This window comes from Nocardia alba NBRC 108234 (assembly GCF_001612665.1).
In the GTDB taxonomy this organism is placed as follows: Bacteria; Actinomycetota; Actinomycetes; order Mycobacteriales; family Mycobacteriaceae; genus Nocardia; species Nocardia alba.
This window is the reverse complement of record NZ_BDAX01000021.1, coordinates 153,709-178,913: the sequence shown is the minus strand read 5'-3', so window position 1 is coordinate 178,913 and position 25,205 is coordinate 153,709. Positions and strand designations below refer to the sequence as shown.

The 25,205-nt window shown below is 62.6% G+C and carries 29 protein-coding genes; 2 read left to right on the top strand and 27 right to left on the bottom strand.

Going from position 1 to position 25,205, the window contains the following annotated elements; genetic code table 11:
- Positions 1–46: 46 nt before the first annotated feature.
- From NA12_RS23340 to NA12_RS33790, 13 genes are all read right to left on the bottom strand, one after another.
- Positions 47–436 (bottom strand): hypothetical protein, encoded by a 390-nt coding sequence (locus NA12_RS23340; RefSeq protein WP_067455194.1) that lies wholly within the window; start codon positions 434–436, stop codon positions 47–49.
- A 34-nt stretch (positions 437–470) separates the two neighbouring features.
- Complete coding sequence (locus NA12_RS33810) at positions 471–2,159, bottom strand: hypothetical protein (RefSeq protein ID WP_132369721.1); 1,689 nt, start codon at positions 2,157–2,159, stop codon at positions 471–473.
- Between the two features lie 156 nt (positions 2,160–2,315).
- Positions 2,316–2,885: a hypothetical protein gene (locus tag NA12_RS33805; RefSeq protein ID WP_132369722.1), complete on the bottom strand. Its 570-nt coding sequence runs from the start codon at positions 2,883–2,885 to the stop codon at positions 2,316–2,318.
- Between the two features lie 28 nt (positions 2,886–2,913).
- Entirely contained in the window at positions 2,914–3,399 is a 486-nt protein-coding gene (locus tag NA12_RS23330; protein ID WP_132369723.1) for a hypothetical protein, read from the bottom strand.
- A gap of 61 nt (positions 3,400–3,460) precedes the next feature.
- Positions 3,461–3,772 carry a hypothetical protein gene (locus NA12_RS33800; RefSeq protein WP_132369724.1) on the bottom strand — a complete coding sequence of 104 codons (312 nt, stop codon included), beginning with the start codon at positions 3,770–3,772 and terminating at the stop codon, positions 3,461–3,463.
- A gap of 51 nt (positions 3,773–3,823) precedes the next feature.
- Entirely contained in the window at positions 3,824–5,242 is a 1,419-nt protein-coding gene (locus tag NA12_RS23325; RefSeq protein WP_067455184.1) for a hypothetical protein, read from the bottom strand.
- A 31-nt stretch (positions 5,243–5,273) separates the two neighbouring features.
- The gene (locus tag NA12_RS23320) at positions 5,274–6,914 is read right to left on the bottom strand and encodes a phage tail family protein (protein ID WP_132369725.1); all 1,641 of its coding nucleotides are present in this window, start codon (positions 6,912–6,914) and stop codon (positions 5,274–5,276) included.
- Entirely contained in the window at positions 6,901–8,337 is a 1,437-nt protein-coding gene (locus NA12_RS23315; RefSeq protein ID WP_132369726.1) for a hypothetical protein, read from the bottom strand. The genes NA12_RS23320 and NA12_RS23315 overlap by 14 nt, the downstream gene beginning before the upstream one ends.
- A gap of 115 nt (positions 8,338–8,452) precedes the next feature.
- Positions 8,453–10,471, bottom strand: coding sequence for a hypothetical protein (locus NA12_RS33795; RefSeq protein ID WP_132369727.1), 2,019 nt, complete (start codon positions 10,469–10,471; stop codon positions 8,453–8,455).
- A gap of 712 nt (positions 10,472–11,183) precedes the next feature.
- Entirely contained in the window at positions 11,184–11,486 is a 303-nt protein-coding gene (locus NA12_RS23305) for a transposase (protein ID WP_067455173.1), read from the bottom strand.
- 350 nt (positions 11,487–11,836) lie between these two features.
- Entirely contained in the window at positions 11,837–12,019 is a 183-nt protein-coding gene (locus NA12_RS34440) for a hypothetical protein (protein WP_067455171.1), read from the bottom strand.
- Between the two features lie 48 nt (positions 12,020–12,067).
- The gene (locus tag NA12_RS34435; protein WP_207905566.1) at positions 12,068–12,262 is read right to left on the bottom strand and encodes a hypothetical protein; all 195 of its coding nucleotides are present in this window, start codon (positions 12,260–12,262) and stop codon (positions 12,068–12,070) included.
- A gap of 491 nt (positions 12,263–12,753) precedes the next feature.
- Positions 12,754–13,737: a DUF6301 family protein gene (locus tag NA12_RS33790; protein WP_132369728.1), complete on the bottom strand. Its 984-nt coding sequence runs from the start codon at positions 13,735–13,737 to the stop codon at positions 12,754–12,756.
- 538 nt (positions 13,738–14,275) lie between these two features.
- Between NA12_RS33790 and NA12_RS23290 the strand changes: the two genes are divergently transcribed.
- Positions 14,276–14,680, top strand: a complete 405-nt coding sequence (locus NA12_RS23290) for a hypothetical protein (protein ID WP_132369729.1) — start codon at positions 14,276–14,278, stop codon at positions 14,678–14,680.
- 12 nt (positions 14,681–14,692) lie between these two features.
- On the opposite strand, the gene NA12_RS23285 is transcribed toward NA12_RS23290, so the two are convergent.
- The 12 genes from NA12_RS23285 to NA12_RS23240 form a co-directional block, all read right to left on the bottom strand.
- Entirely contained in the window at positions 14,693–14,989 is a 297-nt protein-coding gene (locus NA12_RS23285; RefSeq protein WP_067455163.1) for a hypothetical protein, read from the bottom strand.
- Positions 14,990–15,150: 161 nt separating this feature from the next.
- Positions 15,151–15,495 carry a hypothetical protein gene (locus NA12_RS23280; protein ID WP_067455159.1) on the bottom strand — a complete coding sequence of 115 codons (345 nt, stop codon included), beginning with the start codon at positions 15,493–15,495 and terminating at the stop codon, positions 15,151–15,153.
- Between the two features lie 35 nt (positions 15,496–15,530).
- Entirely contained in the window at positions 15,531–15,692 is a 162-nt protein-coding gene (locus NA12_RS33785) for a hypothetical protein (RefSeq protein ID WP_157106408.1), read from the bottom strand.
- Between the two features lie 96 nt (positions 15,693–15,788).
- Positions 15,789–16,730: a hypothetical protein gene (locus NA12_RS23275; protein ID WP_132369730.1), complete on the bottom strand. Its 942-nt coding sequence runs from the start codon at positions 16,728–16,730 to the stop codon at positions 15,789–15,791.
- 90 nt (positions 16,731–16,820) lie between these two features.
- A complete protein-coding gene (locus tag NA12_RS23270; protein WP_067455154.1) occupies positions 16,821–17,261 on the bottom strand; it encodes a hypothetical protein in 441 nt (146 codons plus the stop codon).
- The gene (locus NA12_RS33780) at positions 17,258–17,398 is read right to left on the bottom strand and encodes a hypothetical protein (protein ID WP_157106407.1); all 141 of its coding nucleotides are present in this window, start codon (positions 17,396–17,398) and stop codon (positions 17,258–17,260) included. Before NA12_RS33780 ends, NA12_RS23270 begins: the two co-directional genes overlap by 4 nt.
- A 104-nt stretch (positions 17,399–17,502) precedes the next feature.
- Entirely contained in the window at positions 17,503–18,279 is a 777-nt protein-coding gene (locus tag NA12_RS23265; protein ID WP_084473026.1) for a peptidoglycan recognition protein family protein, read from the bottom strand.
- 228 nt (positions 18,280–18,507) lie between these two features.
- Positions 18,508–18,804: a hypothetical protein gene (locus tag NA12_RS23260; RefSeq protein WP_132369732.1), complete on the bottom strand. Its 297-nt coding sequence runs from the start codon at positions 18,802–18,804 to the stop codon at positions 18,508–18,510.
- Positions 18,782–19,012, bottom strand: coding sequence for a hypothetical protein (locus tag NA12_RS23255; RefSeq protein ID WP_067455147.1), 231 nt, complete (start codon positions 19,010–19,012; stop codon positions 18,782–18,784). The genes NA12_RS23260 and NA12_RS23255 overlap by 23 nt, the downstream gene beginning before the upstream one ends.
- 20 nt (positions 19,013–19,032) lie before the next feature.
- Complete coding sequence (locus NA12_RS23250; protein WP_165914762.1) at positions 19,033–19,800, bottom strand: alpha/beta fold hydrolase; 768 nt, start codon at positions 19,798–19,800, stop codon at positions 19,033–19,035.
- Positions 19,801–20,016: 216 nt separating this feature from the next.
- Positions 20,017–20,586, bottom strand: coding sequence for an ImmA/IrrE family metallo-endopeptidase (locus NA12_RS23245; protein ID WP_132369733.1), 570 nt, complete (start codon positions 20,584–20,586; stop codon positions 20,017–20,019).
- A 751-nt stretch (positions 20,587–21,337) separates the two neighbouring features.
- A complete protein-coding gene (locus NA12_RS23240; RefSeq protein ID WP_132369734.1) occupies positions 21,338–22,087 on the bottom strand; it encodes a hypothetical protein in 750 nt (249 codons plus the stop codon).
- A 321-nt stretch (positions 22,088–22,408) separates the two neighbouring features.
- Here NA12_RS23240 and NA12_RS23235 point away from each other — a divergent pair, with 321 nt between their 5' ends.
- Positions 22,409–22,798 carry a helix-turn-helix domain-containing protein gene (locus tag NA12_RS23235; RefSeq protein ID WP_084473023.1) on the top strand — a complete coding sequence of 130 codons (390 nt, stop codon included), beginning with the start codon at positions 22,409–22,411 and terminating at the stop codon, positions 22,796–22,798.
- Positions 22,799–22,940: 142 nt separating this feature from the next.
- On the opposite strand, the gene NA12_RS23230 is transcribed toward NA12_RS23235, so the two are convergent.
- A complete protein-coding gene (locus tag NA12_RS23230; RefSeq protein ID WP_067455136.1) occupies positions 22,941–24,431 on the bottom strand; it encodes a hypothetical protein in 1,491 nt (496 codons plus the stop codon).
- A 288-nt stretch (positions 24,432–24,719) separates the two neighbouring features.
- Positions 24,720–25,196 carry a hypothetical protein gene (locus NA12_RS23225; RefSeq protein WP_243654771.1) on the bottom strand — a complete coding sequence of 159 codons (477 nt, stop codon included), beginning with the start codon at positions 25,194–25,196 and terminating at the stop codon, positions 24,720–24,722.
- Positions 25,197–25,205: the final 9 nt, after the last annotated feature.

Here is a 25,205-nt window from a genome sequence, read left to right as displayed (position 1 = left end):
TCACCTCAACTCTTTCCCTTGTGCTGCAATGAATGTGGTTGCGCCGTCAGCTGACGTAGACGGCCGCGATGACGCCCGCGCCGACCGCGAGTCCGGCACCGTTCTGGCGCACTTGCACGTCGATCACGTCATCGGCCTGGAGTACCGGCGCGACCGTGATCGGCACGGTCAACGGCATCTCGGCGGCCAGGTTGGTGCCGGCGGTGAGCGTGAGCGAGGCGAAGCTCTGCTGCACCACTCCCGCCCGCAAGTGCCGAACTGTGAAGGTGGCATTGTTGGTCGCCGCGCCCGTCACAGTGACGAATCCGGCTGGTGCGACGAGAGTTACGTCGGTGACGGTGTCGCCGCTATAGAAGGCCGACCTGTACACCCCGGCGACGCCGATCACGTCGGCACCGCCGGCGGCCTGCGCGGGCAGGATTGCCGAATAGATCATGTGTTTTCCGTTCTCTGTTGTCGCGACATCGCCGCTACGCCCACGACGCGGCGACTTCACGCTGTGCCGCGAGTGTTGTCGCGCGAACATGCGCGCTGTCGACGTGATTGGTCGTGAGGTTGACCGTGGTCGAGTGATCGAAATGGTGCCGGTTGACCACGTGTGGCAGCGCCCGGGACGGGACCGCGAAGGCGTCTCGCCGTACCGCGATCACCTGCGCGTCCCGACCGCTGATGGTGAGCGAGTCACTATTGATCGCTTCCAGCAAGGCGATATGCCGACTGGTAGACGCGGCATTCACGACGAATTCGCCGTTGGACGCCATAATCGGCACCTGGTCATCGCGCGGACCACCCGGACCACGCACGATGCCACCGGTGGCCATATGCGCCACAGCCCATTCGACCATCGCGTCACCGATGAACCCGTATCCGATACTGCCGCCGCCGAGCCAGTCCGGCAGCGGAATATTGAGGCGCTTGAGCACCGATCCGATCGCGTTCACCACGACGGCGACATAGTGGGTCACCGTCTTGAACACGCCTTCGACCCCCGAACCCAAGCCGCTGAACGAGTCCGAGATACCCTTCGTCACGTTGCTCAGCCCGGCGGTCGCCGAGGCGAAGACGTCCTGGAAGAATTTGCCCACCGGCTCGAGCGTGTTCTTACGAACGGCCTCGAAAACTTTCTCGATCGTGCCCCAATTGCCGATGATCAGCGTCACCACGCCGATCAGCGCCGTAATCCCCAGCGCGATCATGCCCAACGGGGACTTCATCATCGACGCGTTGATCCTGCCGTGAGCGCCGATCCACGACTTGGTGGCACCTTGCACATTCTTCTGCGCGGTCGACGAATTCTTCATCGCCTTGGTGAGATTCGTGAGACCCTTCGGCGCGTTCGCCAAGCGAGAAACTATTTTCGCGTGGGCGACACCGTGATCCCGCATCGCCTTGTGGCTATCTTTAAGCGCCGAAGACTTGGAATTTAGCGCCTTGGTTCTTGCCTTGATCTCAGCGACAAGACTCTTGCCGCCGTCAAGCGCAGCCGGGCTTGTTCCACCCGGACCATCCTTCTTCAACTTGCGAATGGTATCCGCATGCGTTCCAGCGAGATTCCGTTGCGCGTCATAATATGACGACAGCGGCATACCGTTCCCCGATCGGTGCGCACGCATCTCCTTGCCAAGGGCCATCGCAAGGTTCTTCTCGGCTTCACTGACCTGAGAGAACGTAAACCTCTTCGGGTGATTCTTCGCGAGCGCTTCCAACCTGCGCTGGATCTTCTTGTCAACCTTCGACTTGTCGGTCACATGCCAGTGCACCCTGCGGCCCTGCTTGAGCGCGGCTTCGTCCTTGCCGAGCTGATCATGCGGGTGCTTTCCGCTCACCTTGCCATATTTGGTCTCGTGACCAGTCGCGCCGGCGCCGTCTTTACCAGCGTCGTACCGCCGGCCACCCTTGTCTGTTACGACATTATGTTCAACCGCCCACCCATTATCATCTGTCCAACCGCGGACGATCGCCATTCCATCTCTGAAATCGTCGCCGTATTGGCTCCTATAACTCCAGTTTCGAACAGCGGCGAGCCATTCCTTGGGACCCTTTTTTCCGCCCTTATCTACATATACCCGGTGTTTTTCTTTCTGAACATTCGACAGATCCTCGCCATTTTCTGGTTGCTCGTGTCTCCACGAACTATTTTCGCCATGGTCGGGACTCACGTTCCGGCCTCCTCATTACCTACTGCGCGCACAACGAATAGACTCCGTGCGATAAGCGCAAAGAATGACCGAACGCAAAACGTCCGGGATGAATTTACAAGTGCTCAGATAGACGCTCCGCAGCATTGCCGATCGGAGCGGGAATCTATCTAGACATTATGCCTCGCGCCGAGCCTTCTTTGCCTGCAACGAGATCCATTTATCCATCGGCAAACGTCCGCCCACCTGCCATTCGGCATAGTCATTGACGGAGTGACCGTAAACCCACGTCCACTCTTCACCATTACGGTAATGAACTGCCCCAAGCAACTGCGATAGCGTGTCGACGTAGAACTCAGCGAAGGGGCAACGGACAACCGGGCTGCAACCGCGACGATCAAAAAAGACGTCTAACGATGCGGAGGCGGCGACGCGAACGTTCATCCATCGTCCTTCGAAGCTACGGACAAATGCCTCACCGAAGTAGCGTTGAAACCGATCAGCCGCTGCAGCGTTCTCCGGGGCCAGTACTGCCTCTACTGAGGAAAATCGCGCTATCGCAGCTAGTTCGGCCGTTGCCACACCGTCCGCGCTGAATGGATCACTTGGCATATCTGTCACATCTTCAGCGAAGAACGTCTCGAGCGCGGGATCCATCTCGGCCAGCCATGCCAGCCACGCCGGATCCCGCTGATCCACTTCCCGCCGGCGAAGCTCCGCCTTGGTCGCCTTGCGGTAGCTACCCATGCCGGTTCCTCACGTTAGTTACTGACAGTTACCGCAGCTGATGCTGGCGCAGGAACTCGCCGGCATCAGCATCGCGGCGGGTACCCAGCAGGAAGGCATCGAGAATCTCATCGCTGACCGGTTGGCCGTCGGGGTCGTTGAGCATCAATGCGTAGACACCGAAGCTCTGCGACGGGCTCACCGGCCGGTAGGGCACCAACACGTCGAACGAGCCGTCACCATGCTGAAATTCGTAGACCTCGCCGATCAGGGCATCGAACTGCTCACCATCGCTGTTGGAGATAGCTCCGTCGTAGACCATGACACCGCGGGCGGCTGACCTGACGACCATGAGACCGCGACCGTAGTCCAGCGGCGACTCGTCACCACCCTGCGTGAGATCAACCAACGTCACTCGAGCATCGCTCTTGCCCAGGTAGGCAAGGAACGGGCCGGCCGTGCCCTCTGAAACCCACTGCACCGCCTGCGCGACCATCTCTCCGGCCAACTCAGCGGCAAGCTGCATGTTCTCCAACTGACACGACTCCCGAACTAGTTGAGAGGGCCGACGGCCCAACGTACCCGCAGCGACTGACTCAGCGGTCGCGAATATACCGGGAAATCTCCTCGATATCACTCTTGGAGCCGGCCACACGACCTCCTTCATCGGGCCACCAGCTGAATCTGAGAATTCGCTTCCCGCGCTTCAGGTGAGTGCGGTTGTAATCGATACCCGCATCAGGACCATCGTATCCGTATACGACACGCCATCCGTCAGCAATGTAGGCGTCGAGAACCTCGCTGTAGCATTTCGTCGGAATATACGACTCCGTAGGAAGTCGGCGAATTCGTTCGACGCCATCAAAATATGAAGCCTGCACCATGTTGCAGAGCGCCTTGAACTCCATATCAATCCTTAATTCCAGAGTCGTCGCGATCCTGAGCTCGCACCAAGGATATCAACGCCGAACCGCGGCGTAGGTCAATGCCTTTCGGGCTGCCAGCGCGGTGTCGTGCGTATGCGCGTGACCGGACGTCGGCGCGCTGATGTTGACCGAGAGGGAGCGGTCGAGGCGATCGCCGCTCGGCGCGATCGGGCTGACGATCGCCAGTTGGGGGCGGTCGGCGAGGGCCAGTGCCCGGGCTTGGGCGCCCGCGGTCGCAGGCAATGAGCGCGCGGTGGCCGCGTAGCCGAACCCGGTGGTCGACCTGGATTCGTTGTTGATCGCCTCGAGCACACTGCGGTGCTTGGCGGTGGCGGCCGCGTTGACGACGAACTCACCGTTGGACATCAGCACCGGGACCGCGTCCTCGCGCGGTCCGCCCGGTCCACGGACCAGGCCACCATCGCGCATCTTGGTCGACCATTCGATCAGCGTGTCGCCGATCTTGGCCAGGCCGAGACTGCTTCCGCCGACGACGGGAACCCAGCTGGGAATGGTGAAGTCGAGCTTCTTCAGTACCTCGCCAACGGCTTTGAGTACGGTCGCGCACGCCCGTTTCAGGGCATCGAAGACCTTGCCGACGACTTCGCCGACGGATTTGAACGCTCCCGAGACCACCTGGACGGTCTTCTTGAACGCCGGGACAACCGTTTGGCTCCATACCTTCTCGAAGAAGTTGATGACCGGTTTGAGAGCCTTCTCGAACGCCTTGACCAGTGCGTCTTTGAGCTTGTTCAGCCAGTTCATGATCTTGTCGATCCATGGCTTGAGGTCGTCGACGATCTTCATGATCATGCCGAGACCGCCCTCGCTCAGGGCCTTGTCCAGCTCGCCTTGCTGCTTCTCGTGCTCGCCGTGGTCCTTCGCGGCGTTCTTGTGATCGCCGCTCGAGTGCTTGACCGCGGCGGTGAGGGGCGACATGCCGATCGCGGCGGCCTTCGCCGAGTCGACCAGCTTCTTCGTCGCCGTGGTGTGCGGGGTCTCGAGGGCATCGCTGGCCTTCTGCGCGGCGTCGAGTTCCTGCTGCGCGGTCGCTATCGCCTTGGCATCGTCGCCCTGGCCCTTCTCCGCAGGGCCGCCCTTGCCAGGGGGCTTCTTCTGTGCCCGCGGTCCGGCGGCTCCGGCTGGTTGTTTTCCGCCGGGCCGTTTGCCCCCCGGTGCCGGACGCGCGGCCCCCGGTTTCCCAACCGGCTGAGCGGGTTTGGCTGTCGACTTGGCCACGCCCCCGGGGGACTGCTGTTGACGTGCCCGCATACCCATCGGCGCCGCTGCGGCAAGCGCGGCGGCGCCGGCGACGCCACCAGCCGCCGCCACACCACCGTCGTCCTCGGCCGAGTCGTCGCCGTCGTCTTCGAGTTCGTCTTCCCCGGGATCGAGATCGTCGAGTTCTTCTTCGTCCGCGTCGAGGTCGTCTTCGGGCCGGGATCGGTCCATCGTCTACTCCTTGGTCGTGCGTCGCCGCGACTTACCGCCGTCCAGCCGCGTAGGTGATATCTCGTTGCGCGGCCACGGCTTTCGAACGCAGGTAGGCGCCGTCGTGCTGCGTCGTCGTGAGGTTGATCGTGGTCGACCGATCGAATCGGTGCGTGGTCGCCACATCGGGCAGCGCTCGCGCCGGTTTGACGCGCGAAAGGCCCAATGAGGCAACAACTTGCGCGTCTCGCCCGCCGACATTGAGAGTGTCTTTGTTGATCGATTCCAACAGTGGCCCGTAGCGAGCCGTCGCCGCGGCGTTGACCACGAACTCGCCGTTGGAAGCCAGCACCGGCACCCGGTCCTCGCGCGGACCACCTGGCCCCCGCACCACGCCGCCATCGGCCATCCGCGCCGACGCCGCCCACGACGTCATCGCCCCACCGAGCCCGGCCAGGCTGAGCGTCGCGCCACCGAGCCAACCGGGAAGACTGAACTCGATCTTGGCGACCACCGAGCCGATCACGGCGACGATGTCCGCCACCTGGTTGACCACCCCGGCGAACAGGCCACCGATCCCGCTCCCCAAGCTGCCGAGCGCGTCTTTCACCTCGTCGATCACCGTCGTGAACGGCGCGAGGCACGCGGCGAACACCTTCTTGAAGTAGTCGCCAACTGGTTCGAGCACGTTCTTCTTCACCGTGTCGAAGGCCTTCTTCACGGAGTCCCAATGCTCGATGAGCAGCCCGATCACGACAATCGCGACCTCGATCGCCGCGACGATCTTGCCGATCACCGATTTGCCGACGGCCTTGTTGAGCTTGCCCTGGGACTTGTCCCACTTGTTCGACGCGCCTTCGACATTCTTCTGGGCACCCGCTGAGTCTTTGTGCGCCTTGGCGAGATCGTCGAAACCCTTCGACGATTTGTCGACGTTCTCGGTCATCTTCTGGCTGGTCGCCGCGTGCGTGCCGAGGTTCTTGACGTCGCCGCGCAGCGCTGAGGTTCGATCCTTGAGCGCCTTGGTCTCATCGGTGATCGGTTTGGCGTCATTGGACTTGCCCGGCGACGCTTTATCCCTCGCCCCACCCGCCGTGTCCCTGACCTGCGAGACGGCGTCCGACAGATTCGCCGGATCAGCCATTCCGGCGAGATAGTCCTTGCCCTGGGCGAGGGCGGCGCTACCGAGCCCGCTCAGCGCGGCTTTCGGGTCGGCGACGGCTCGGCGCCAGTCAACTCCCGACGCCATCGCCCCCATCGCCAGACCACCGGCCAGGCCGGCGCCGCCGCGCACCTTCGAGCCGAGCCCGCCCCGAGGTCTGCCCTGCGGCCTCGATGGCCTGCGCGGCTTGACCGACCGGCTCGGTGGTGTAGCGGTGGGTCGCACACCCCTCGGCGGTTCGGTCGGAGCCGGGGGGCGCTCTTTCTCGTATCGCGCTGGTGCGTCGCGCCTTTCGATGCTCGGCTGACCGCCCCGTGGATGATCGGAGTGAGCCACATCGGCTTTCGACGACTCCCCCGAACCCTTCCCATCGGACTTGGTCGCGCCGCCCTTACCCTTATCGCCGGCATCGAGTGGATCGCTCGCGGCCAGCGCCGCGCGCAATGCGGCGTCGAACTGCGCGTCGCCTTTACTGCTCATCGTTCTAACCACTCCCTGAGGTGTCTGAAAGGTTGGGCTAGCGCGACCCACCCGCGTAGGTGAGCGCGCGTTGCGCGTGCACGGCGCGCGATCGCACGAAACTGGTGTCGGTCCCGCGGTTCAGCGCGATGGTGGTCGAATGGTCGATCGCGCGAACTGTCGCGCCGGTTCGCCGCACGCCGCGCAGTGGGGCGATATGCGGACTCTTACTCAGCGCTGACCGGCCCGTATCGGTGCCAGCTACCCGCAGGTGATCACTGTCGACCGCGGCCATCACCGCCCGCTTCGGGCTGCCGGCGTCAACGACGATCTCATCGGTCGGGCCGGCCGGTGCCTTGGCGCGGCTCGCGCCGACAAGACCACCGTCTGCCATATGCGCCTGCGCCCACTGGGACATGGCGTCGGCGATGCCGTCCACGCCTGGGAACCACCGAAACTCGCCGAGGAGATCGGCGACCTTGCCGACGACCACGGCGATGTAGTGCACCATCTTCTGGAACACCCCACCCACGGTCGAACACAACGCCTTGAACGCGCCGGAGACGGCCGTACTGATGTGGGTGAACGGCTTCAGGACCTCGCCGAACTGATCCTGGAAGAATCTACCGACCGGATCGAGCACCTTCTCCTTGACGACACTGAACGCCGCCTTGATCTCGTCCCAGTGCTCGACGATGAGCGTGATCGCGAGAATCGCGGCCCCCAGGGCGAGGGTGAACCAGCCGACCGGCGACGCGTTCCACACCAGGTTCAACGCGGTCTGCGCCACCGACCACAGCTTGGACGCGCCGCCGATGATCTTCTGCACGGTTGACGCGGTGCGAATCGCGCCGGTCAGCTTCTTGAGGTTCTTGGCGACGCCGCCGACCTTGCCGACCATCTTCTTGCCGGCGCCCGTGTGGTTCTTGATGGCCGCGAGGTTGTCCTTGAACGCGCCGCCGAGGTTCTTGAGAGCGGTCGCCTCATCCTTGAGCCCTTTGGTGTCGACCTTGCCGCCCTTGGGTTTGCTTCCCTTCGGGCCTCCTGGTTTACCGGCCGCCGGAGCCTTAGCAGGTGGACGTTTCGCCAGGTCGACCGGCTTGCTCCTATTCGGCGGTGCCGCCGGCCTATCCGGTCTCGCGGACGTCGGTTTCTGGCCTTTGGCCGGCTGCTTCCGGTCGACACCGGGCGGCTTCGCGCCCGGACCACCTCCACGTGGCGACTTCGGCGCAGCGCCACGCTCTCGCTTGCCGCTCTCACGCGGCTGAATCGGCTTCTTCGGCGGCCGAGCCGTGGGGCTTGTGCCCATTGGGTGATCATCGACCTTGGGCGGATTCTTTTGCTGCCGAGCGGGTCTGGACGCGGAAGGCCGACGCGAAGGACTCCTGCTCTTGCTCGGCTCCTTCGTATTGCCCACCTTTTTCGGCCTCTGATCCGTTGAATCGTTGAGCCCGTCCAACGAGACCGGATGGATCTCGATGTCGAAGCCGGCCAACGGGTCCGGAACACCCTCCGGTTTCGAATCACTCATCGTTTCCAACCTTCCGATCTCTTGTGAATTATCGACGTCTACATGTCAATGCCGAGTCAGCCGAATAGCCATCACCCGGCTACACGCCAACCGGACTGATCCGCGCATCCTGCACGGCCTGCAATATCCGAATCTGCGCGAACGCCGCATCGACATCAGCGACCCGGACATCAAATGTGCGCGGACCGGGCCCGCTATCCGTGCGAGGCAACGCGCCGTCGTGCAGGAACGGCGGCCGATACGCGTACCCGATCTTGCGATCCTCAGCTTGGGCAGCACGCAACACCGACCGATCGATCACGGCCATCACCTCGATACCGGATGCCCTACGCGGCGCGGACCCACGTTGCCCACCCACCAAGCCACCGTCGGCCATCCGCTCAGAAGCCCAATCCACCATCGCATCACCGATACTCTTCAACCCGAACGACTTATTGACCGGGAATCCGATATTGATCTCGAGCCGCTGGAAAATCTGACCGATCGCCTTCACAATCCCCACGACCGTCGACCGCACCGTCCCAACCGCGGTACCGACAACCCCACCCATCCCATTGAACCCAGCCATCACCGCGTTGAACGCCGCGCGGTACGGCGTTATATAAATCTTGAACGCCGTCATGAAGAACTCAGCCACCGGCGTCAAAACATTCTTCAACACCCAATCAAACGCGGCACGAATCTGATCCCAATGCTCAACGATCAACTGAATAATCGGCACCGCAGCCGAAATAGCCGCAGCCACCGTCCCCACCGGCGAAAACAACATCGCAATATTCAGCAACTCTTGCGCAAATGCCCAGTCATCGGAGATCTCATCGATAATCTTCTGCGCCCCAGCCGAATCAATAACATCGGTAACAAACCCCGATGCCGCCGCAACAGCACCCCCGACCATCACAGCCAAATCATTAAGGCCATTCTGAACGTAGCTCGTAAATGAAGTCGCCATTCGGGAGAACTCGGCGATAGTCGCCTTCAAACCTGGCAAAATTCCATCGACGAACTGACCGGGCTGGGCGCCGTTTTCAGGTTGGACAACTCCGTCACCGGGCGACTGCCCCGTTAAAGGTGCTACTACCGCAGCTTGAACTACTTCCGGGCTAGGTTTGGGCGAATCACGCAGGGCAAAGCCAACGCCGGCGATAGCTCCCAAGCCACCCAGGGTCACTCCGGCGATAGCATTGGCAGTTGTTGGAGTCGAACTAGGAGCCTTTTTGGGCGGAACCGCCGGTTTTGGCTCACTTGCGCCTCCGCGCGGCGGCCTGAAGAACCCAACCGGGTCGTCACCGATATCAAATCTGGACCATTTGGGCTCGCCTAATACCTTGAATCCGCGTACGGGCTTACTCTTATAAGGAGCTTCAGCCAAGTAATATTCAACATTCGCTTCCTTTCGCCACAGCGACACCAGAATATGTGAAAGCTCGGGGTCATTGGCCAACGCTCTTTGGAATTTATAGTCTTGCGCGAGCTTGTACTCAAGATACAGCCTGGAACCCTGCTTCACATAATGCCACTGGTTTTTCTCATCACGAACCCAGGCAAAATCAGTCTTGCCCGAGCCGCCTTTAGCCTCGACCACAATTAAGCGGCCGTCCAATACGGCGACCAGATCAAGAGCGTTGGCTCCCTCACCCTCATAGATAATACGCGCACCCATCTGCTTCATTCGCAAGCGCGCGAACTTCATCCCCACCTCTTCGCCAAGAAGTTGAGGAAATCGCTTCGGGCCAGTATCTCGATACTGAATATATTTTACGGTTAGCCTGATCAGTTCATTGATTTGGCCACGTTTCGCAATATCGTACGCATTCTTATTACGTTGATCATTCAGAACTGCTACAAGGGAGTCGCGATCCCTGGGAATAGGGTACGTCAGACCAGTAATCTGAGAGAGGACGGCTACTATGCTCTTCTTGTAGTCCGCCGCTGAATTCAGATCATTGAACGTAGACGGCGCTTCCCCCTCTGGGCTTCCCAAGATGGCGTGGAGGAGCGTAATCTGATGGTCGATACTGCCTGGAAGATTCGCCCTTGTTCTTCTATTCGATTGGGTTCTCGTACGAATATAGTCGTTGACATCGTCTTCGAACACGCTTGGAACATCAAATGACGATTCTGGAATAGCTTTCGATACGCCGCCAGGGTGAGTACACAGATTCGCTGATTCCCGACTTATATGACAGTTACATCTATTTATGCCGGTCACGCCGATGCTCCTATAGCTAATATTTTAGAGAAACTCGCAGTGAATAGATCCGCTACACTAAAAGAAACTCTCCTCCTATAGCGCGCGGAATCTTGCGCCTAAGAGCACCTATCAGTTCAATTACTGAGTCATCGCCAGCAGTCAGCGCAGCGGTGAGGTCGAGGAAATCCTTGGTGGATGTCAGTGCGGCGTTCCCAACGGATGACCAACCGCCGGTATTGGTGCAGGAAGGCCAGTGTTTGTTCGACAATCCAGCGGCCGGTGGTCACCTTGTCGCGGGTGCCGCGGCGTGGGATGTAGCCGATAATCCATAATTGCGCGAGTTCGTCGTAGACCCGCGGATAGTCGTAGCCGTTGGTCCGCGATCAGTGTCGTGATCCGCTCGCGTGGTCGGGCGGGGCGTCCTCGCAGGGGCTTAACACGATCGAGCAGTTCGGGCAGCACGAGATCGTCGTTGACGTTGCTGACTGCACGATTGCGAGCGGGAGGCCGTGCCGCAGGTCATGATGTAATGCTTCGCTCCGGTTTGCGGCAGTCGACCGGGCTGGGACCAGTATCGGCTCCCTCTTTTGGCCCGCGCGTGCGAGCCGTCGGGGGATTACGCGGGCGACAGCGGCAATCCCGCGCGGTGGCAGTGGGCGAGCATCGTGGTGGGCATAGCCCCGAACACCTCGGCTGCCTGCGGGTCGCGTAGCCGATGCCAGCAGGTCATGCCAGACCTGATTCCCAGCTTCTGGGACAGGTCTTCCCACTCGATGCCGGTGATCAGCACAAACAAGATCCCATGCCGGACACACCGATCGTTCATCCGTGCTGATCCCGGTGTTCCCGCCGGCTTGACTGGTTGTAGTGGTTCGATCACTGCGCACAGCCGGTCGTCAACGACCCACAGCGCTGTCAAAACGAAACCTTCCGCACTGCAACAAGATTCGCCGCTACCAGACAGAAACTGTTAGGAACTCCGAGAGGACATCCCGTAATTTGTCGCGCAGCAGCCGGTTTCGTGTCGTCGGTGATGATCTCGGCGTCTGACCCGGCAATGGTGGAGTTGTTCTCCGAGCTGCGCCCGGCCACGTTTACCCGTCTTATCACCCGGTTGCGGCGCGAGAACGCTGGTCGGCCGTTGCGGGGCTGGCCTTGGGGTTGAGTTTCGAGGACCAGGTGCTGCTGGTGGGCACCTACTGGCGGACCAACCTCACGATGCGCCAGATATGGGTTGAAATGCACTCGGATTCAGGGGTTTTCCGCGAGTCAGGCGCGGACCTCGGTCCTGTTTTGGGCGGAGTAGTTATCCATCACCAGGTGTAGCTCACCATCGGGGTAAGCACGGGCGACATGGCGCAGGAAAGCGAGAAACTCCTGGTGGCGGTGCCGGGGCTTACATACGCCGGTGACCTTGCCGGTCGCGATTTCCAGTGCCGCGAACAGGGTCATAGTGCCGTTGCAGATGTAGTCGTGGGTTCGACGTACGGGGATGCCGATCTACATCGGTAACGTCGGCGCGGTCCGGCCTAGGACCTGGATCTGGGACTTTTCGTCCATGCAGAGCACGATCGCGTTCTTGGGTGGGTTCATGTAGAGCCCGACGATGTCGGTGACCTTGCCCGCCAGTTCCGGATCGGTGGAGAACTTGAACGTCTCCGCGCGCCATGGTTGCACCCCGTACCAACTCAACACCTTCAACACGGTCCTGTGCGCGATACCGAGGTGATCGGCCTACAGGCGTGCACTCCATGTGTGTGACAGCGTATTTGCGTAGTGGTGGGGTCAATGTGGTGGTGATCAGTGTGTCCCGGTCCAGGGTCCGTGGACGCCCTGATCGATGTTCTTCGTGAAGTCCATCGGTCCTGTGTGCGAGGTAGCGGGACCGCCAGTTGATCCCTGTGCCTGGCGCGAGATTTCGAACCAACGACCGATCTCGGCATGGGCCGCGCCATCGGCGGCCAGGATGATGATCCGGGCTCGTAGAAAAAGTCCGGACCTCATCGTCGTCGACCGAATCCAGGCCTGGAGGATCTCTCGGTCACCGTCACGCAACATCAGAGGGCAGCTCACACGGCCCTGATTCCACCAGATTATCTACCACCCAACAACTTTAAAATCTTTCCACTAGCCCTGATAGGTCACTGCCCAGGGCTTAGCGTTTCTATGAATCCAGTCGTAGGGCATCATTCGGCGAGTTGGGCAATCGCCCTCATGTCTGGCGTATTGGCGTCGTAGTCAGCCCAGACGTCGAAGTGAACATCCTCCGGCGATGCGCCTTTGTTTTGCCGACGAAGTGCCGCTACTGCAATCTTTGCCATCGACAAATATTCGATTTGCTTTGCAGGCCACATGACTGACCGCTTCCATTGTTCGCCGCCCTCAACCGCATAGAATTCCCAACCGGCAGGATCTCCGAGATACTCACGATCCAAAGAATCCGAGGAAGACGCAGGCAGATGCGTGATCGATATTGAAATCTGTCCATACCCCATCTGGAATTGGACATAACCGTTTTCACCTGTTCGCAACCTAATGCAGCCGGTTAACTTCATCATGCGAAAAGTAGCTAGAAGATTCTCCTCGAATTCCAACCATGATCCCGGCTCACAGTTCCCCGAGTATGGACCATCCACAGTATCGACGCCCACTTCAAGGACGTCGGCCTGCGAATCGCGCCAACGTTGATAGGCCGGATTCACGAGGTCTACGGAAACTCCAGAATCTGACATCGCGAGACAAATCACAAGACTGGGACTCACAAAACTGGGACGATCCCATCGCAGACTCGCAAATTGCCCCGGCCTGAAATCGTCCGGAGAACCGAACTCAAGGCGAAGTCGATATGAAATTTCAGCGAAAAGATCAGTTAACTCGGCCGAGTTATTGCCGCTTTCGTATAGCTTAGGGTCCACCAAGACGGTCGAGATCTGTGCCAAATCTTGAGAAGTATCCGCATCATCAGGCGAAGCCAACGGTAGCCAATCCACCAGCGCAAGCGGGAACGCCTGGCCTGGAACGGCATACAACACAGCGAAGCTCTCAGCGGAATAATTGGACTGCCAGCCAGCCAATCGATAGAATTCCTCAGCGTTCTCGGTCGTCCACTGCCAGTCGAAGTCAGCCGCCAATTGGGCGATACTGACGGCAGTTTCGATGTCGGCGTGCATGCTTGGATACTACTTCCTGTCGAGGACGGCCGTTGGCCAAGTCCGACTCAGTGCGGGCAGATCGGTACAGCTGAACCCGCGATGCGTGGCTCCGGGTGTGGACCACGGATGACATGAGTGAGCACCTATATAGAAATCCTAACAGGCTCAGCGGACAGGCGACTAATTTGATTGTAGTGCAGCGTGTTTCACGCAGCGAGCACCATGGATGACCACTCCGGCATCGGTTCGAAGACCCTGATCACCGACAACGGCTACGAGCATCCCAGCGCGTACACCGACCTACGACAGCGCAGGATCGCTGAGCCTTTTTCATCCTGCCGCAGCTAGTCGACGCTCGCGGTCCTGAAGAACACCGATCGCCTTCACAAGCCGCATGGCCTTATCGGGGCAATAACTCACAACGAAGATGGCTGGTAGCACGGATAGTCCACAGCAAACGTGATGTGCCCCACAATCGATTGGCCGTCTGTGTGGGTACGGCCGAACCGGCTTATGCTTCGCGTGCTCTCAAGCTCGAACTGGCTTGGGAGACAACATGTTTGATGGCCATCTCTCTGGGAGTTCGAGAAAATTGAAGAAGTTCATTGCCGCGACCTGTCTTGCGATCGCGGCAACAGCGGCGTTCGCCAGTACCGCGCACGCCGCGCCGGCACCAGGATTCGATCCCAGCACAGTCACCACCAGCCCGGTTGAGGCCGCACCGATCGCGCTGACGCCCGAGCAACGGGCCTACTGCCTGAACATCACCACGAACGGCTTGATCGGCATGGGCCTGGGCGCCCTCGGCGGGTTTTTTGCCGGTTCGGCTATCGGGGCAATTCCCGGCGCGCTCATCGGTGGGGTGGTCGGTGGTAGTACCGGTAGCAGCGCTCCGATGCCGGACGCGGACGCCAATGGCCAACCGCCGGTGGTCAAGTGCTTCTCCGGCGGGGCATTCTGATCAACCGCGGTTCTACCCGGCGACCGGTTTGAAGATGTCGACGATGCTGTTCATCGTGGACAGGCGCCGTTCCTCGCGGACTATGTCCATTGCTGTCTGCGGACGCGGCATCGGCTTCACCTGGGGTGGATCCGCGCCGGCTGCCGCAATCACGGCAGCTTGGACGCCCTGTAGCCCGTCGATGATCGACAGGAGCAGATACGTGTCGAGGGTGTAGCCCTCCGGGGTCGGTGGCTCTTCGGCGTCGGGATCGGGGTCGGATTCCTCCATGTCGAGCCAGTACTCGGCGAGCTCGCGGTCCAACGCCAAGGCTGTTTTGTAGTGCGACCCGCGGGGTAGGCGGTCTTTGAACCGCCAGATGGTGCGCCAGTCGCGGGTGCGGAACTCTATGGGCCCGAAGCAGTCTCGGATGTCGATGCCGCGCTCGAGTAGGTCGTATTCGAGCGCGGCACCGAACTTGTCCCAGAACTCTACGAGCCCTCGGATCCCCCCGGCAGCTCCGTGGCGCCTTCGCCGTAGAAGTGGGCGTACAGATCGTTCTGGAAGGCGACCCATTCGTCGATGGGGCGGTCGGCGAACAGGTCGTCGACCGCCTCGTAGGCCTCGCCCAGCAGGATCTGTAGCTGGTCTTCTTCGTCGTCGGTTTCGGCCAGCAAGCGCGCCTGGCGGCGGGTCAGTGGCTGGATCGCGATGTCGGCGGTCAGGTGGTAGGGGCCGCGTCGCTTGGCTGCGAGTTCACGCTGGATCTCGTAGAAGCGGCCTTCGTCACCGCCTGCGACCTTCGTGGCCGTTGACGTTTTGCGGGGTGCTGCCATCAGGGGATCTCCGGTTTCGTAGTGGTGGAACGTGGTTACTTGGCTGGCTTGGTCGCGGCGACGGCCTGCGCGGCGTCTTCCTTGACGCGGTGGCCGAGACCGAACTTGGCGTCACCGAACGCCGAGGCGTCGAAGACCTGGTACTCGTGCGTGCCGTCGGTCATCGTGACCGGGAACTGGGTGGGGATGATGGACACGGGGTTGCCCCGCTTTCTCTCCGGAAACTGACAAGGAAGTGGCCGCGTGCCGCGACCGGAGAAGCACGGCACGCGACCACGTTTCATGGGCGTCGGTTACGCGACGGTGACGACGCAGTTCACCGAGGCGAGCGCGGTGCCGCCGGTCGGGGTGTACACGATGCCGACGGTGGTGTTGCCCACGGTGGCGTTCGCGGCGGCGGTCACGAGACCGGACGCCGACACGGTGATGTTCGAGCCACCGGCCGGGGTGAAGGCGCAGTTGGCGTTCGGCAGGATGCCGCCGAACTGGTCGGTCACCACGATCGGCGCGGACGTGGTGGTGCCGCGGGTCACGCTGATCGGCGCGGGAGTGATCGCCGAGACGGTGTACTTGATGCCGGTCGCGGACAGCAGCCTCTGCCAGCCGGTGCCGCCGAAGCCGTGGGCGACGGCGTAACCGAGGGTGTCGTCCTTGAAGGCGGTGAGGGTGAGCTTCTCGCCCATCAGGTTGGTGGGGGTCCACTGCTCGCCGCCCCACTTGGTGACGGCGACCTTCGGCATGATCTTGAAGATGTAGATCGGGGCGGCGTCGGTGCCGTCCTTGCCGATCACGACCGCGGAGTAGTAGTTGATCTGCGGGGTGGCGGGCTGCCAGAAGCCGACCTCACCGTTGGCCGCGGCCTGGGTGGACGCCAGGTTGGTGTTGCTGGTCAGCGCCAGGTTCAGCAGGTTGGTCTGCTGCGGCTCGAACTCGATGGTGGTGATATCGCTGGTGATGTCGTCGCGGACCGGCTGCATCTCGCCGTACGCCTCGATGGGCGAGGCCGTCACGGCGCGCGCGAAGTTGACGCCGGACTTCTTGTCGATGAGGCCGACGGACTGGTACGACGCGGGCAGCGCGAGCAGGTTGCCGGTGGCGTCGGTCATGCTGCCCGGGGTGACGGGGGTGGAGTTCGGCCACGGGGCTAGGAACACCGCGGCGTCGAGCGGCTTGAGCAGCAGCTGGCGCTGGGCGGCCTTCAGGGTGGTCAACGGGGTGGACGAGATGGGAGGCAAGACTTTCTCCATTCATGTGCCCGGTGAACCGGGCTGGACAGGGAACTGGGCAACCCCCGCGATCAGGCAGGGGTGCCGGTGAAATGCCGTCTACTGACGGCGGGCGTCGATGGCGAAGGCGAGCTCGACCATCTGATGCAGCGGATCGAGGTCGGGAAATTCGCTCGTCCCGCGGCTGCGACGCAGATTCGGGGCGCTGAAACGCGGTTCAGCGGCGGCGATTTCCTCCACGTAATCGACCAGCACGCCGTTGAAGCGTGCGGCCGAGGCGTTCAGAAAAGCATCGCGCACCTGAATCGCCATGGTCTGCGCCTGCTGCCTGGTGCTGTGGAAAACGGCCGCCCGCACCTTCGCCTGGTAGGTGATCGCGTTGTGGTCGAGCGTGCCGCCCGTTGTGCGAACCCAGATCAGCGGCAACGTGATTTGGCTCGCCGTCGCGGGCAGGGCACTCACGGTCGTCGCGATGGGTGTGAGCAGCCCGATCATGAACTGCTCGAAGTCCGGGAACTGCCCGGCGTATGGGCTGGTCATGCGACACCGTCGTCGAGGGCCGGGACGATCTCGACAGCAGCGTGCAGTACGCCCGTCGAGGGTTCCGATGGCTGCGACGCGGCGACGTCTTCGGCGCCGAGAGCGGAACTCGCGGCGAACGTGGTCGATTCCGTCATGGTGATCTCCGGGTCGTGGGGTCAGAGGCCGAGCAGCGGCAGGACTACCGGCGCGAGCACGATGGCCAGCTCGAGCAGTTGGAGCAGGATGGGAAGCAAGGGATTCACCTCCCCTCGGCTGCGGGCGTTTCGAGGGCCTTGAGGCGGTCGAGGATGTCGGCCAAGGTGTCGACCACAGTCATCCCGTCGAGCTGTTCCCAGCCCGCGAACATGCCCGCGTCACGCTGCTGGCTACCGCACAGCTGCTCGCGGATGTCCTTGACATCGCTGCCGATCGGGCCGCAGAACGCGGTGATGAAATCCTGGATCTGGGTAACTTCGGATGCGCTCATCGGAGCGTCCTCTCCGTCGATGAATGCCTGGACGTCGCGACGGAACTCGTCCATGTCGATGCCGGCGGGGTCGATTTTTCCTTCGTGGGAGTACTCGCGGTGGGCCACGCAGTCCTCGGCGTCGCGGCCGATGCGGGCCAGGATGGCCGCGCAGCCGCGCTTGTAGGCGTCGAGTTGTGCCGGTGTCCAGTCGGTTCCGTCGCCGCGGGAGACGGCTTCGATGCCGATCACGTGGTAGTTGGCGTTGTCGGTGGGCCAGCCGGGCCAGGAGCCGCGGCCCGCGTGCCAGCACACCCCGGCCGCGATCACGCGGAAGGTGCCGTCGCGTTCGAGGACCAGTTGGGCGAGGGGGCCGGGGAGGTCGGCGCGGCCGTCCTGGACGATGCGCCAGTCGTTGCGGCCGCCGCCCGCGGTGTGGTGGCAGAGCACGCCACGCAGGTCACGGAAGTCGCCGTGGCCACGGTCGCGCCAGCCCTCGTGTTCGATGACATCGAGTCCGGCATCGCGCAGCACGTCGGCCAGCCATACCGGGTCGCCGGTCCAGCCCATGGGTATCTCCTTGTGTGAGTGAGGTTTCGGGGTCCCGCCCTCGTGGACGAGGGGAAGCGGCGAGGGCGGGACCATCGCTCCTGACGCAGCGGCGACGTCTACGACCGCAGACCACCTGCGGGAGACGGGCGCGTCAGGAGCGCGGCATGCGGCGGGCTCGAATCCCGCACCGTGTCGAGTGTTCTCCGGGGGCCGACCGCATGCAGTTCGGGAACGGCGGGGTCGCCGTCAGATTTCTTCTTGGAGGGTGGCGGGAATCTTGTAGTCCGCCGCCGGGGGTTCCATGCCCGGTACGTGCAGGCGCAGGAAGCCGAGCAGTTCGTCGATGTGTCGCTGGAGTGCGCGGATCAGGCGGATCGCGTCGCGGAATCGGAGGTGATCGTCGGCGGCCTGCTCTTCGAGCGCGACCACCCGTTCACGCAACTTGGCGACCTCGCGGGCCTGCCACGCCGTCACCGCGCCGATCACGGTCGCCAGCGCCATGCCGGTCGCCTGAACGAATTCAGGGCTCAACCACGATGTCATCGGGCTCACCCACCGATCCGGTCACCGGGGTAACAGCGGGTCTGATGAGGGCACCGGCGATCAGCGGGGTCGCCAATCCGTACAGGGTGAGCAGTATTTCGATCCACGCTGTATCGATCTCACGGCCGAACAGGTAGGCGATGACGCCCGTGACAGCGACGAGTACCGACCGCACCAGCGCGGGTTCCGGGGTCTTGCTGATTCTCATGATGTGTTCCTTCGCGGGTCTCAGATGCGGCCTTCGGCGACATCGCGGTTCAGCGCCTGGGCCAGCGCGCGGGCGTGGCCGTAGCGGATGTAGTCACTGGTGTGCCTGCCGTCGAACAGGTAGCCGCGGGCGTAGGTGATCGCGCCGGTCCAGTGGCTCCAGTTCGACGGAGACCACCAGCGCTGCAATTGCTTTCGGGTTGCGGTGTCGAGCATTCGCTGTGCCCAGCGGATCGCCGAGTTCGCGCTGGCGAAGCTGAAGAAGGCGCCCAGATCCGCGATTGTGCGCAAGGGGTTACCCGCCGGCAGCGCGGTGATGGGGTCGCCGGGTGCCGCGGCCCAATAGGCGGGGATTGCGTCGATGGGGCGTTCGCCGACAACGCCGTAGCCACCGGGGTCGGTATCGCCTAGGTACTTGCCCGCCGGTCTGCGCGGATCGGCGATCAGCGCGCAGGCGATCACCTCGCGGCCCGGGTACTCGCCGCGGCCGATCTCCGCGGCTAGGTCACCCGCGACCGCAGCGCCCTGTGAATAGCCAGCTAGGACAACGGGATTCGGCGAGCGGTCGATGGCTGCCAGCAGAGCGCGCTTACCTTCGGCGACGCTCTCGGCATAGCTCACGTGCAACCCGTAGTCGGCGGGATACGGGACTATCCGAGGGGTGAACATCGCGCTGTTCAGCGCGTCGATGAAGGCACCGGTGACGCCGTCGCCGCCAGGGTTCCAGGTGCCGCCGACCACGAGTACGTCGATCGTGCGGGGCGATCCTTTCGGAGACCACAGTGACATGTTCCTACCTCTCCGGTATGTGAGTGGAGGTCCCGCTCCGACGAACTGCTCCGTCGGAGCGGGACCGTGGCGCCCCTGCGCTGCGACAACGCCTTTCGACCGCAGCGAGCTGCGGGAGACGGGCGCGACAGGGACGGGCCTGCGAGTCGGCGACATGCGCCGATGACAAAGCCCCCGTGCCGTTTTCACGGAACGAGGGCTGAGTGGGGACTGTGACTATCGGTGGTGTCTGCCGGGTGCCAGTTGGCGAAGTATCTCGCCGGAGCTGGATGTCGGCCACAGACACCGGTAGGGGTATTCCGCGGGTATCCCGGGCAGCCAGCCCAGGCGGTTCAGCAAATGCACTGGTATTACAGCGAACTCGTCGTTCGCCAGGTGTTGTAGCCGCCAACCGAGCAGGAACTCGGTGACACCGAGGAGCGCCGAGACGTCGGTGAGATTGTCGCCGACTTCCAGCGCGTCACGCAGGTCGGCGAGTGGGATGAGGCGGTGTGCCACCACATCGTGCACCTCCATCTCGATCCGGCCCCGCCAGCGCTCACCATCGAGTGCCGCTGCCAGGTCACGTGATTCGGCCATCTCGATGTGGGCCACGGCGTGCGCGATGACCTCGTTTCGTACATGACCGGACAGGTCTGCTTGGATCAGGATCGCGCGGTCGACTACGGACCAGTACGACACGAAGTCGAAGACCACGGCCGAATCGACCCGGATTCCCTGGCTGAACGCGGACTCCTGGGCGTTGAACCCGTTGCGCTGTACCGCGATATCCTGCCGGTCCGGCATCGCGGTATCCGATTCACCTTCATCACCCATGGCAACACACAACTCTCACAACTCGGAACTGACCTCGACCCGTCGCATCCTCACCACCCCGACGGTGTCAGATGCCTGTATCAGCTCACCGAGAGGTAGTACGCGTCACCGTGGTCGGTGCCCGGAGCGAGCGCCACCGATCCACCGCACCTGCCACTACTTGGAGGTCTTCCACGCAGATGTCGGAGAGAGCGACATGGCCGACGCGGTTCCTTCTACCTGGTATCGAGTCGTCTACTCGGGAGAGGGGCCTGCCGCCTTCACGAGTGGGTCCCTCACCGGACGGCCCACCGGAATCGTCGGGAGTAAATGCATCGAACGCGCCTGACACAAGTAGAACCTCACCCAGCAGCCGAAATGTCGAGACTCTCGGTCGAGAGCACGAGCCCATTCTAGCGTCGACGCGAAGGGAGATCCCGGTCAGGATCCGTGTAGTCGGCGGTCGCCTACAGCGAATCGCACTGCACCGAACTACTTTTGGGCACGGCGAATCCCGCTGGCACTAGTTTGCTTCATCGGTCGCAACTTGTCAACACCCACTTCCGGATAGCGCGAAAGCCCAGGTAGACGGGGGTATCACGCGACAGCTTCGCGTCGAGCACCGCTCGAAAATCGTGCGGCCTAAGCGTTTTCGACACCGCGACGTGGCCGAAATGTGTCCCACAACGCCAGCGGGGCGCCGGCAACAATCTGCCGACGCCCCGCTGGGTCACTCTGTTCGCTATGCATCTATCGCCCGGTGCCGCACCGGAAGAGCCCGGTGCGCGTCCAAAACCTCACCCACGATGAAGAGCTCCGGCCAGTCCGGCGTCCAGGGCCCCGGGACCGGATTGATGAGGCCGGCCTTGCGCAGGGTGCGCACACGCCGAGCGGTGAGGTTACGGAAACCGTCACCCAACTCCTCGGCGAGCTTGCCGATCGCCGCCGCATGGAGGCGAACAGCCCTGGCACGCAGGACCAGATCCGCGTCGGCGGAGGCGAGCTCGGCCGGCGGACAGACCACCGTCTCGGCCGCCTCGATCGCCGCGGCGATCTCGGCGGGCGCGGCTTCGACACCTTCGGTCATCGCCAGCGCGATGATGTTGCGCTGCAACCACTCCGCCATGCCACTGGTGGTCGCGACCCCGCTGTAGTCGATGCCGCGCTGCTCGCAGACCAGCCGGACCCAGGCCACCATCACCGACTGGAGATGGTCGGCGGCGTGGGCAGCGGCCGGATTGAACGGAAGCCGTTGTTCCCGTGCGCCATTGCGCGTGCGGTAGTCCACCGTGCCGAATCGGGTCTGCCGGGTGCGCGCATCCGACAGATCCTCGACCAGGTCGGGGATGTCACCGAGCATCCGGGCCAGGTCTCGCGCGGCTTCTCGATCCAGGTACAGGTGGTTGTCATCGGCCCACCTGTCCAATGGGGTTACGCCGCATGAATCCTCACGCTCGCGATTCGACGCCGTAATGGCATCGTATGGGCCCATGTACTCACTCCTTCGGTCGATAGCGGGCCGCAGCCCCGGTCTCCCCCCGCTACGCGACCGAAAATGAATGGCGCGCCCGGGGCGGTGTCCAGCGATGGCTCCTACTGGGACCCACAATCGGACACACGTTGTATGCAACGTTGTTGCTAGGCATCTGTCAAGCCGGAGCGGCAGGCGCGGTACCCAGTCATCCGTCACCACAAACAAACTCGCTGATCGCCGTTGCTTATACAGCATCTGCAGGATTCGGATTCGCAAATTCGCAGCCAAGGACTACATGCACTTCATGCATCAGTGCAAACAATCTGCTACCCTCGCTGCATGGTGAGACAACGGAGCGCGGTGGTCCCCACCGAGGTCAGCGCCACCCTGCGGCTTGCTCGCAAGGAGCGCGAGATGTCGATGGACCGTGCCGCGAAAGCAGCGCGGATCAGTACGAGCCTATGGACACAGGTCGAGAACGGGACCCAGTACAAGCGCGGCCAGAAGGTCCCCGCCAGCACCACGGCCGAGACCCTGCAGGCCATGGCGGCGGCGGTCGGCCTCGACGCCGAACCGCTGTTGACCCAGGCGGGGCTGGACCCGGTCGAGACGGAGCAGGTCCGACCACCGGCCGCCGAGGGAATCGTCGACCTGTCCGGGTTGTCCGAAGGTGACCTACGAATTGTCGCCGCCTACGTCAACGGACTCCGGGCGGCCAGACACAGCTGAGCCCTGACGACGAATGCCCCGCTCATCGCGGGGCATTCGTCGTCAGGGTGATGCGTCAGGGAGCCGGGGTTTCCACCGGCGTCTCCTCGGCTGCTGCGAGCTGTTCTCTCGAATATCGGTCTCAGCAACGCTTGCTGACAGGTCACCGCCTATTGCCGACCACTGTCACCCGACTCGGTGGCCTGCCGAGCAGAGGGCCGACCTCGGCGATGACCTCCCCGACCGGCGCACCGGCAACCTCTCCACGAACGACTGCGAAATGGGCACCATCAGTCAATTCCTCTGACGTGCAGACGAATTCGTCGGTTACCAACAGCCTCATGTTGCTTGCATCGTCGGCGCAGACTCGAAGACCGGCGCGTGCTCCGCTCAGCACGAGAGGGACGACCTCGGCCCACGCTTCGTGCGGTCGGCGCTCCAGGACTATCGGCCGGTCGCCGGCGACATCGGCCATCGCGTCGAGAGCGGCGGGGATGCCTACCATCTCGGGGCGCCGGTTGGCCAGGGAATGTGTCATCGTGACGACCACGATCCCGACAACAAGCAGGCCGATACCGGCATATTTCAGCTGGCCGATCCGCTGGGTGAGGCCTATCAGGAGGAGAAAGAACATGAACAGTGGGACGGCATACGAGAAATAGCCGATATAGGCCTCGTCGATCTGGTCGATGCCGATCATCGCGTAGATCGACATCAAGAGCACCGTCACCGCGCACACAGCCAGGCCGCGTCGCAGGAACGTCTGACCACGCGCTACCGCTGCGACGAGGGCGTACAGCGCGACGAAGATGACGAGGCCGAGTATGCGGTTGGGCCCCCAGAACTGCACTGTGTAGGAAGCCGCGGTCCACGGCATATGGATACCGTGACCGCCGCCGTAGACGAAGTACTTCGGGAGTTCGCCGGGGTAATTCACCATCGTGTTCAGCCGAATCGGGAAGGCGAACACTACGACGATCGCACCGAACCACCACCAATCCCGCACAGCGACCGGCAGTTCCCAGCGCCGGACAAGGTAGAGCGCCGCGCCACCGAGCAATGTCACGAAGAACAAGAACTCAGCATGGCCGTGGATCAGTAGCCCGCCGGCCAACGCCACGATCCAGAGGTGTTCGGTGCGCCCAGCCAGTACCGAGGACACCGCGACCAGAAAGACCAGGAACGGTGCGAAATATACGAAGGGAAACCAGAGTTGGCTGAGCAGTTCGCGATACACCGTCACGAACAGCAGACTCGCACCAGCGAGTCCGGCGACGAGCATCCACGACGGATACCAGCTGTAGACAATGCTCAGAACCAGGGCCATCATTGCCGCGTTGAACAGCAGGATGGCAATCGCCTGACCGTTCCACGGTGACGGCACCAGACTCGAGACGTCGTAGAAGAGCCATTCACCGAACGCTTGCACATAGATGAGTGCGGGACCAGGATGATGAAAACCCGCCCTGGAATAGTTGCCGACGAGAAGCTCGAGATCCTTTGCCGCGAGCACCTGGATCGACACGGTCGCCGCGTCGCCCTCCTCGAACACCACCCGGGTGAACAGGTCACGGCTGCTTGCGAGCAGGGCCGTCGCATAAGCGAGCCAAGCCACGATGAAGACAGCGAAGCCACCGTAGGCCGTCGGCCGCATCGTGGCAGGAACTTCATCTCCGACCGATATCGCCGGATCACCAACTAGTTGATCAGTTTTCGTCACATCACACCGCGATAGCTCGAACAAGGCCTACCGACCCATAGCCAGCGATCCTAGCGCCGACCGGGCGCCGGCAACGTTGTGCCGAACCCACGGAGTCAGAGGACTCAGCGCACCGTGGCGGTGAAGCCCGGTTGCCCGTTGAATGGCCGTTCCAGAGGGCCGCACACCTTTTCGAGCATGCGGCCCACGCGTCCGACCTCAGCGTTCGGATGAACAGGAACGCTACGACGGGCAGTTAACCGTGTACTCCCACTGGGTGTCGTTCGGCCCGGTGACCCGGACGCTCACCGTCGTGGACGAGCCGGCGGGCAAGGACACGACCCGTGATCCGGTGCCCTGGTTGGTGTTGTCGCCGACGTAGCCGGTGTCGAGCACCTGGCCGCCTTCGTAGAAGACCTGGATGCGGTCGGGGATGTTGAAGGTTTCGTAGGTCAGGACGAACGAGGTGGGGCCGGTCTTGCCTAGTTGGTGGGTGGTGTTGGTGACGCCCGCTCCGCCCGACTTCGTCGAGCGGTTGCACTGCTGCACGGTCTCCGAAGAACCACTGCTCGAGCCACCGCCGAGGATGCCGCTGCCGGTGTCGAGGAGATCTCCCAGAATCCCGCTGCCGGTGTCGATTACCCCGCTGCCGGTCGCCCCGCTGCCGGTGTCCGCGCCGGCCACCCCGGCCCCCGCGGCCAGCGACAGTGCCGCTCCCACGACTACGAC

Coding starts and splice junctions, on each gene's coding strand:
- NA12_RS23340 (WP_067455194.1), bottom strand. CDS start 436: ATGATCTATTCGGCAATCCTGCCCGCGCAGGCCGCCGGCGGTGCCGAC.
- NA12_RS33805 (WP_132369722.1), bottom strand. CDS start 2,885: ATGGGTAGCTACCGCAAGGCGACCAAGGCGGAGCTTCGCCGGCGGGAA.
- NA12_RS33800 (WP_132369724.1), bottom strand. CDS start 3,772: ATGGAGTTCAAGGCGCTCTGCAACATGGTGCAGGCTTCATATTTTGAT.
- NA12_RS23325 (WP_067455184.1), bottom strand. CDS start 5,242: ATGGACCGATCCCGGCCCGAAGACGACCTCGACGCGGACGAAGAAGAA.
- NA12_RS34440 (WP_067455171.1), bottom strand. CDS start 12,019: ATGACCCTGTTCGCGGCACTGGAAATCGCGACCGGCAAGGTCACCGGC.
- NA12_RS33790 (WP_132369728.1), bottom strand. CDS start 13,737: ATGCACGCCGACATCGAAACTGCCGTCAGTATCGCCCAATTGGCGGCT.
- NA12_RS23290 (WP_132369729.1), top strand. CDS start 14,276: ATGTTTGATGGCCATCTCTCTGGGAGTTCGAGAAAATTGAAGAAGTTC.
- NA12_RS23280 (WP_067455159.1), bottom strand. CDS start 15,495: ATGGCAGCACCCCGCAAAACGTCAACGGCCACGAAGGTCGCAGGCGGT.
- NA12_RS23270 (WP_067455154.1), bottom strand. CDS start 17,261: ATGACCAGCCCATACGCCGGGCAGTTCCCGGACTTCGAGCAGTTCATG.
- NA12_RS33780 (WP_157106407.1), bottom strand. CDS start 17,398: ATGACGGAATCGACCACGTTCGCCGCGAGTTCCGCTCTCGGCGCCGAA.
- NA12_RS23265 (WP_084473026.1), bottom strand. CDS start 18,279: ATGGGCTGGACCGGCGACCCGGTATGGCTGGCCGACGTGCTGCGCGAT.
- NA12_RS23260 (WP_132369732.1), bottom strand. CDS start 18,804: ATGACATCGTGGTTGAGCCCTGAATTCGTTCAGGCGACCGGCATGGCG.
- NA12_RS23255 (WP_067455147.1), bottom strand. CDS start 19,012: ATGAGAATCAGCAAGACCCCGGAACCCGCGCTGGTGCGGTCGGTACTC.
- NA12_RS23250 (WP_165914762.1), bottom strand. CDS start 19,800: ATGTCACTGTGGTCTCCGAAAGGATCGCCCCGCACGATCGACGTACTC.
- NA12_RS23245 (WP_132369733.1), bottom strand. CDS start 20,586: ATGCCGGACCGGCAGGATATCGCGGTACAGCGCAACGGGTTCAACGCC.
- NA12_RS23240 (WP_132369734.1), bottom strand. CDS start 22,087: ATGGGCCCATACGATGCCATTACGGCGTCGAATCGCGAGCGTGAGGAT.
- NA12_RS23235 (WP_084473023.1), top strand. CDS start 22,409: ATGGTGAGACAACGGAGCGCGGTGGTCCCCACCGAGGTCAGCGCCACC.
- NA12_RS23230 (WP_067455136.1), bottom strand. CDS start 24,431: ATGCGGCCGACGGCCTACGGTGGCTTCGCTGTCTTCATCGTGGCTTGG.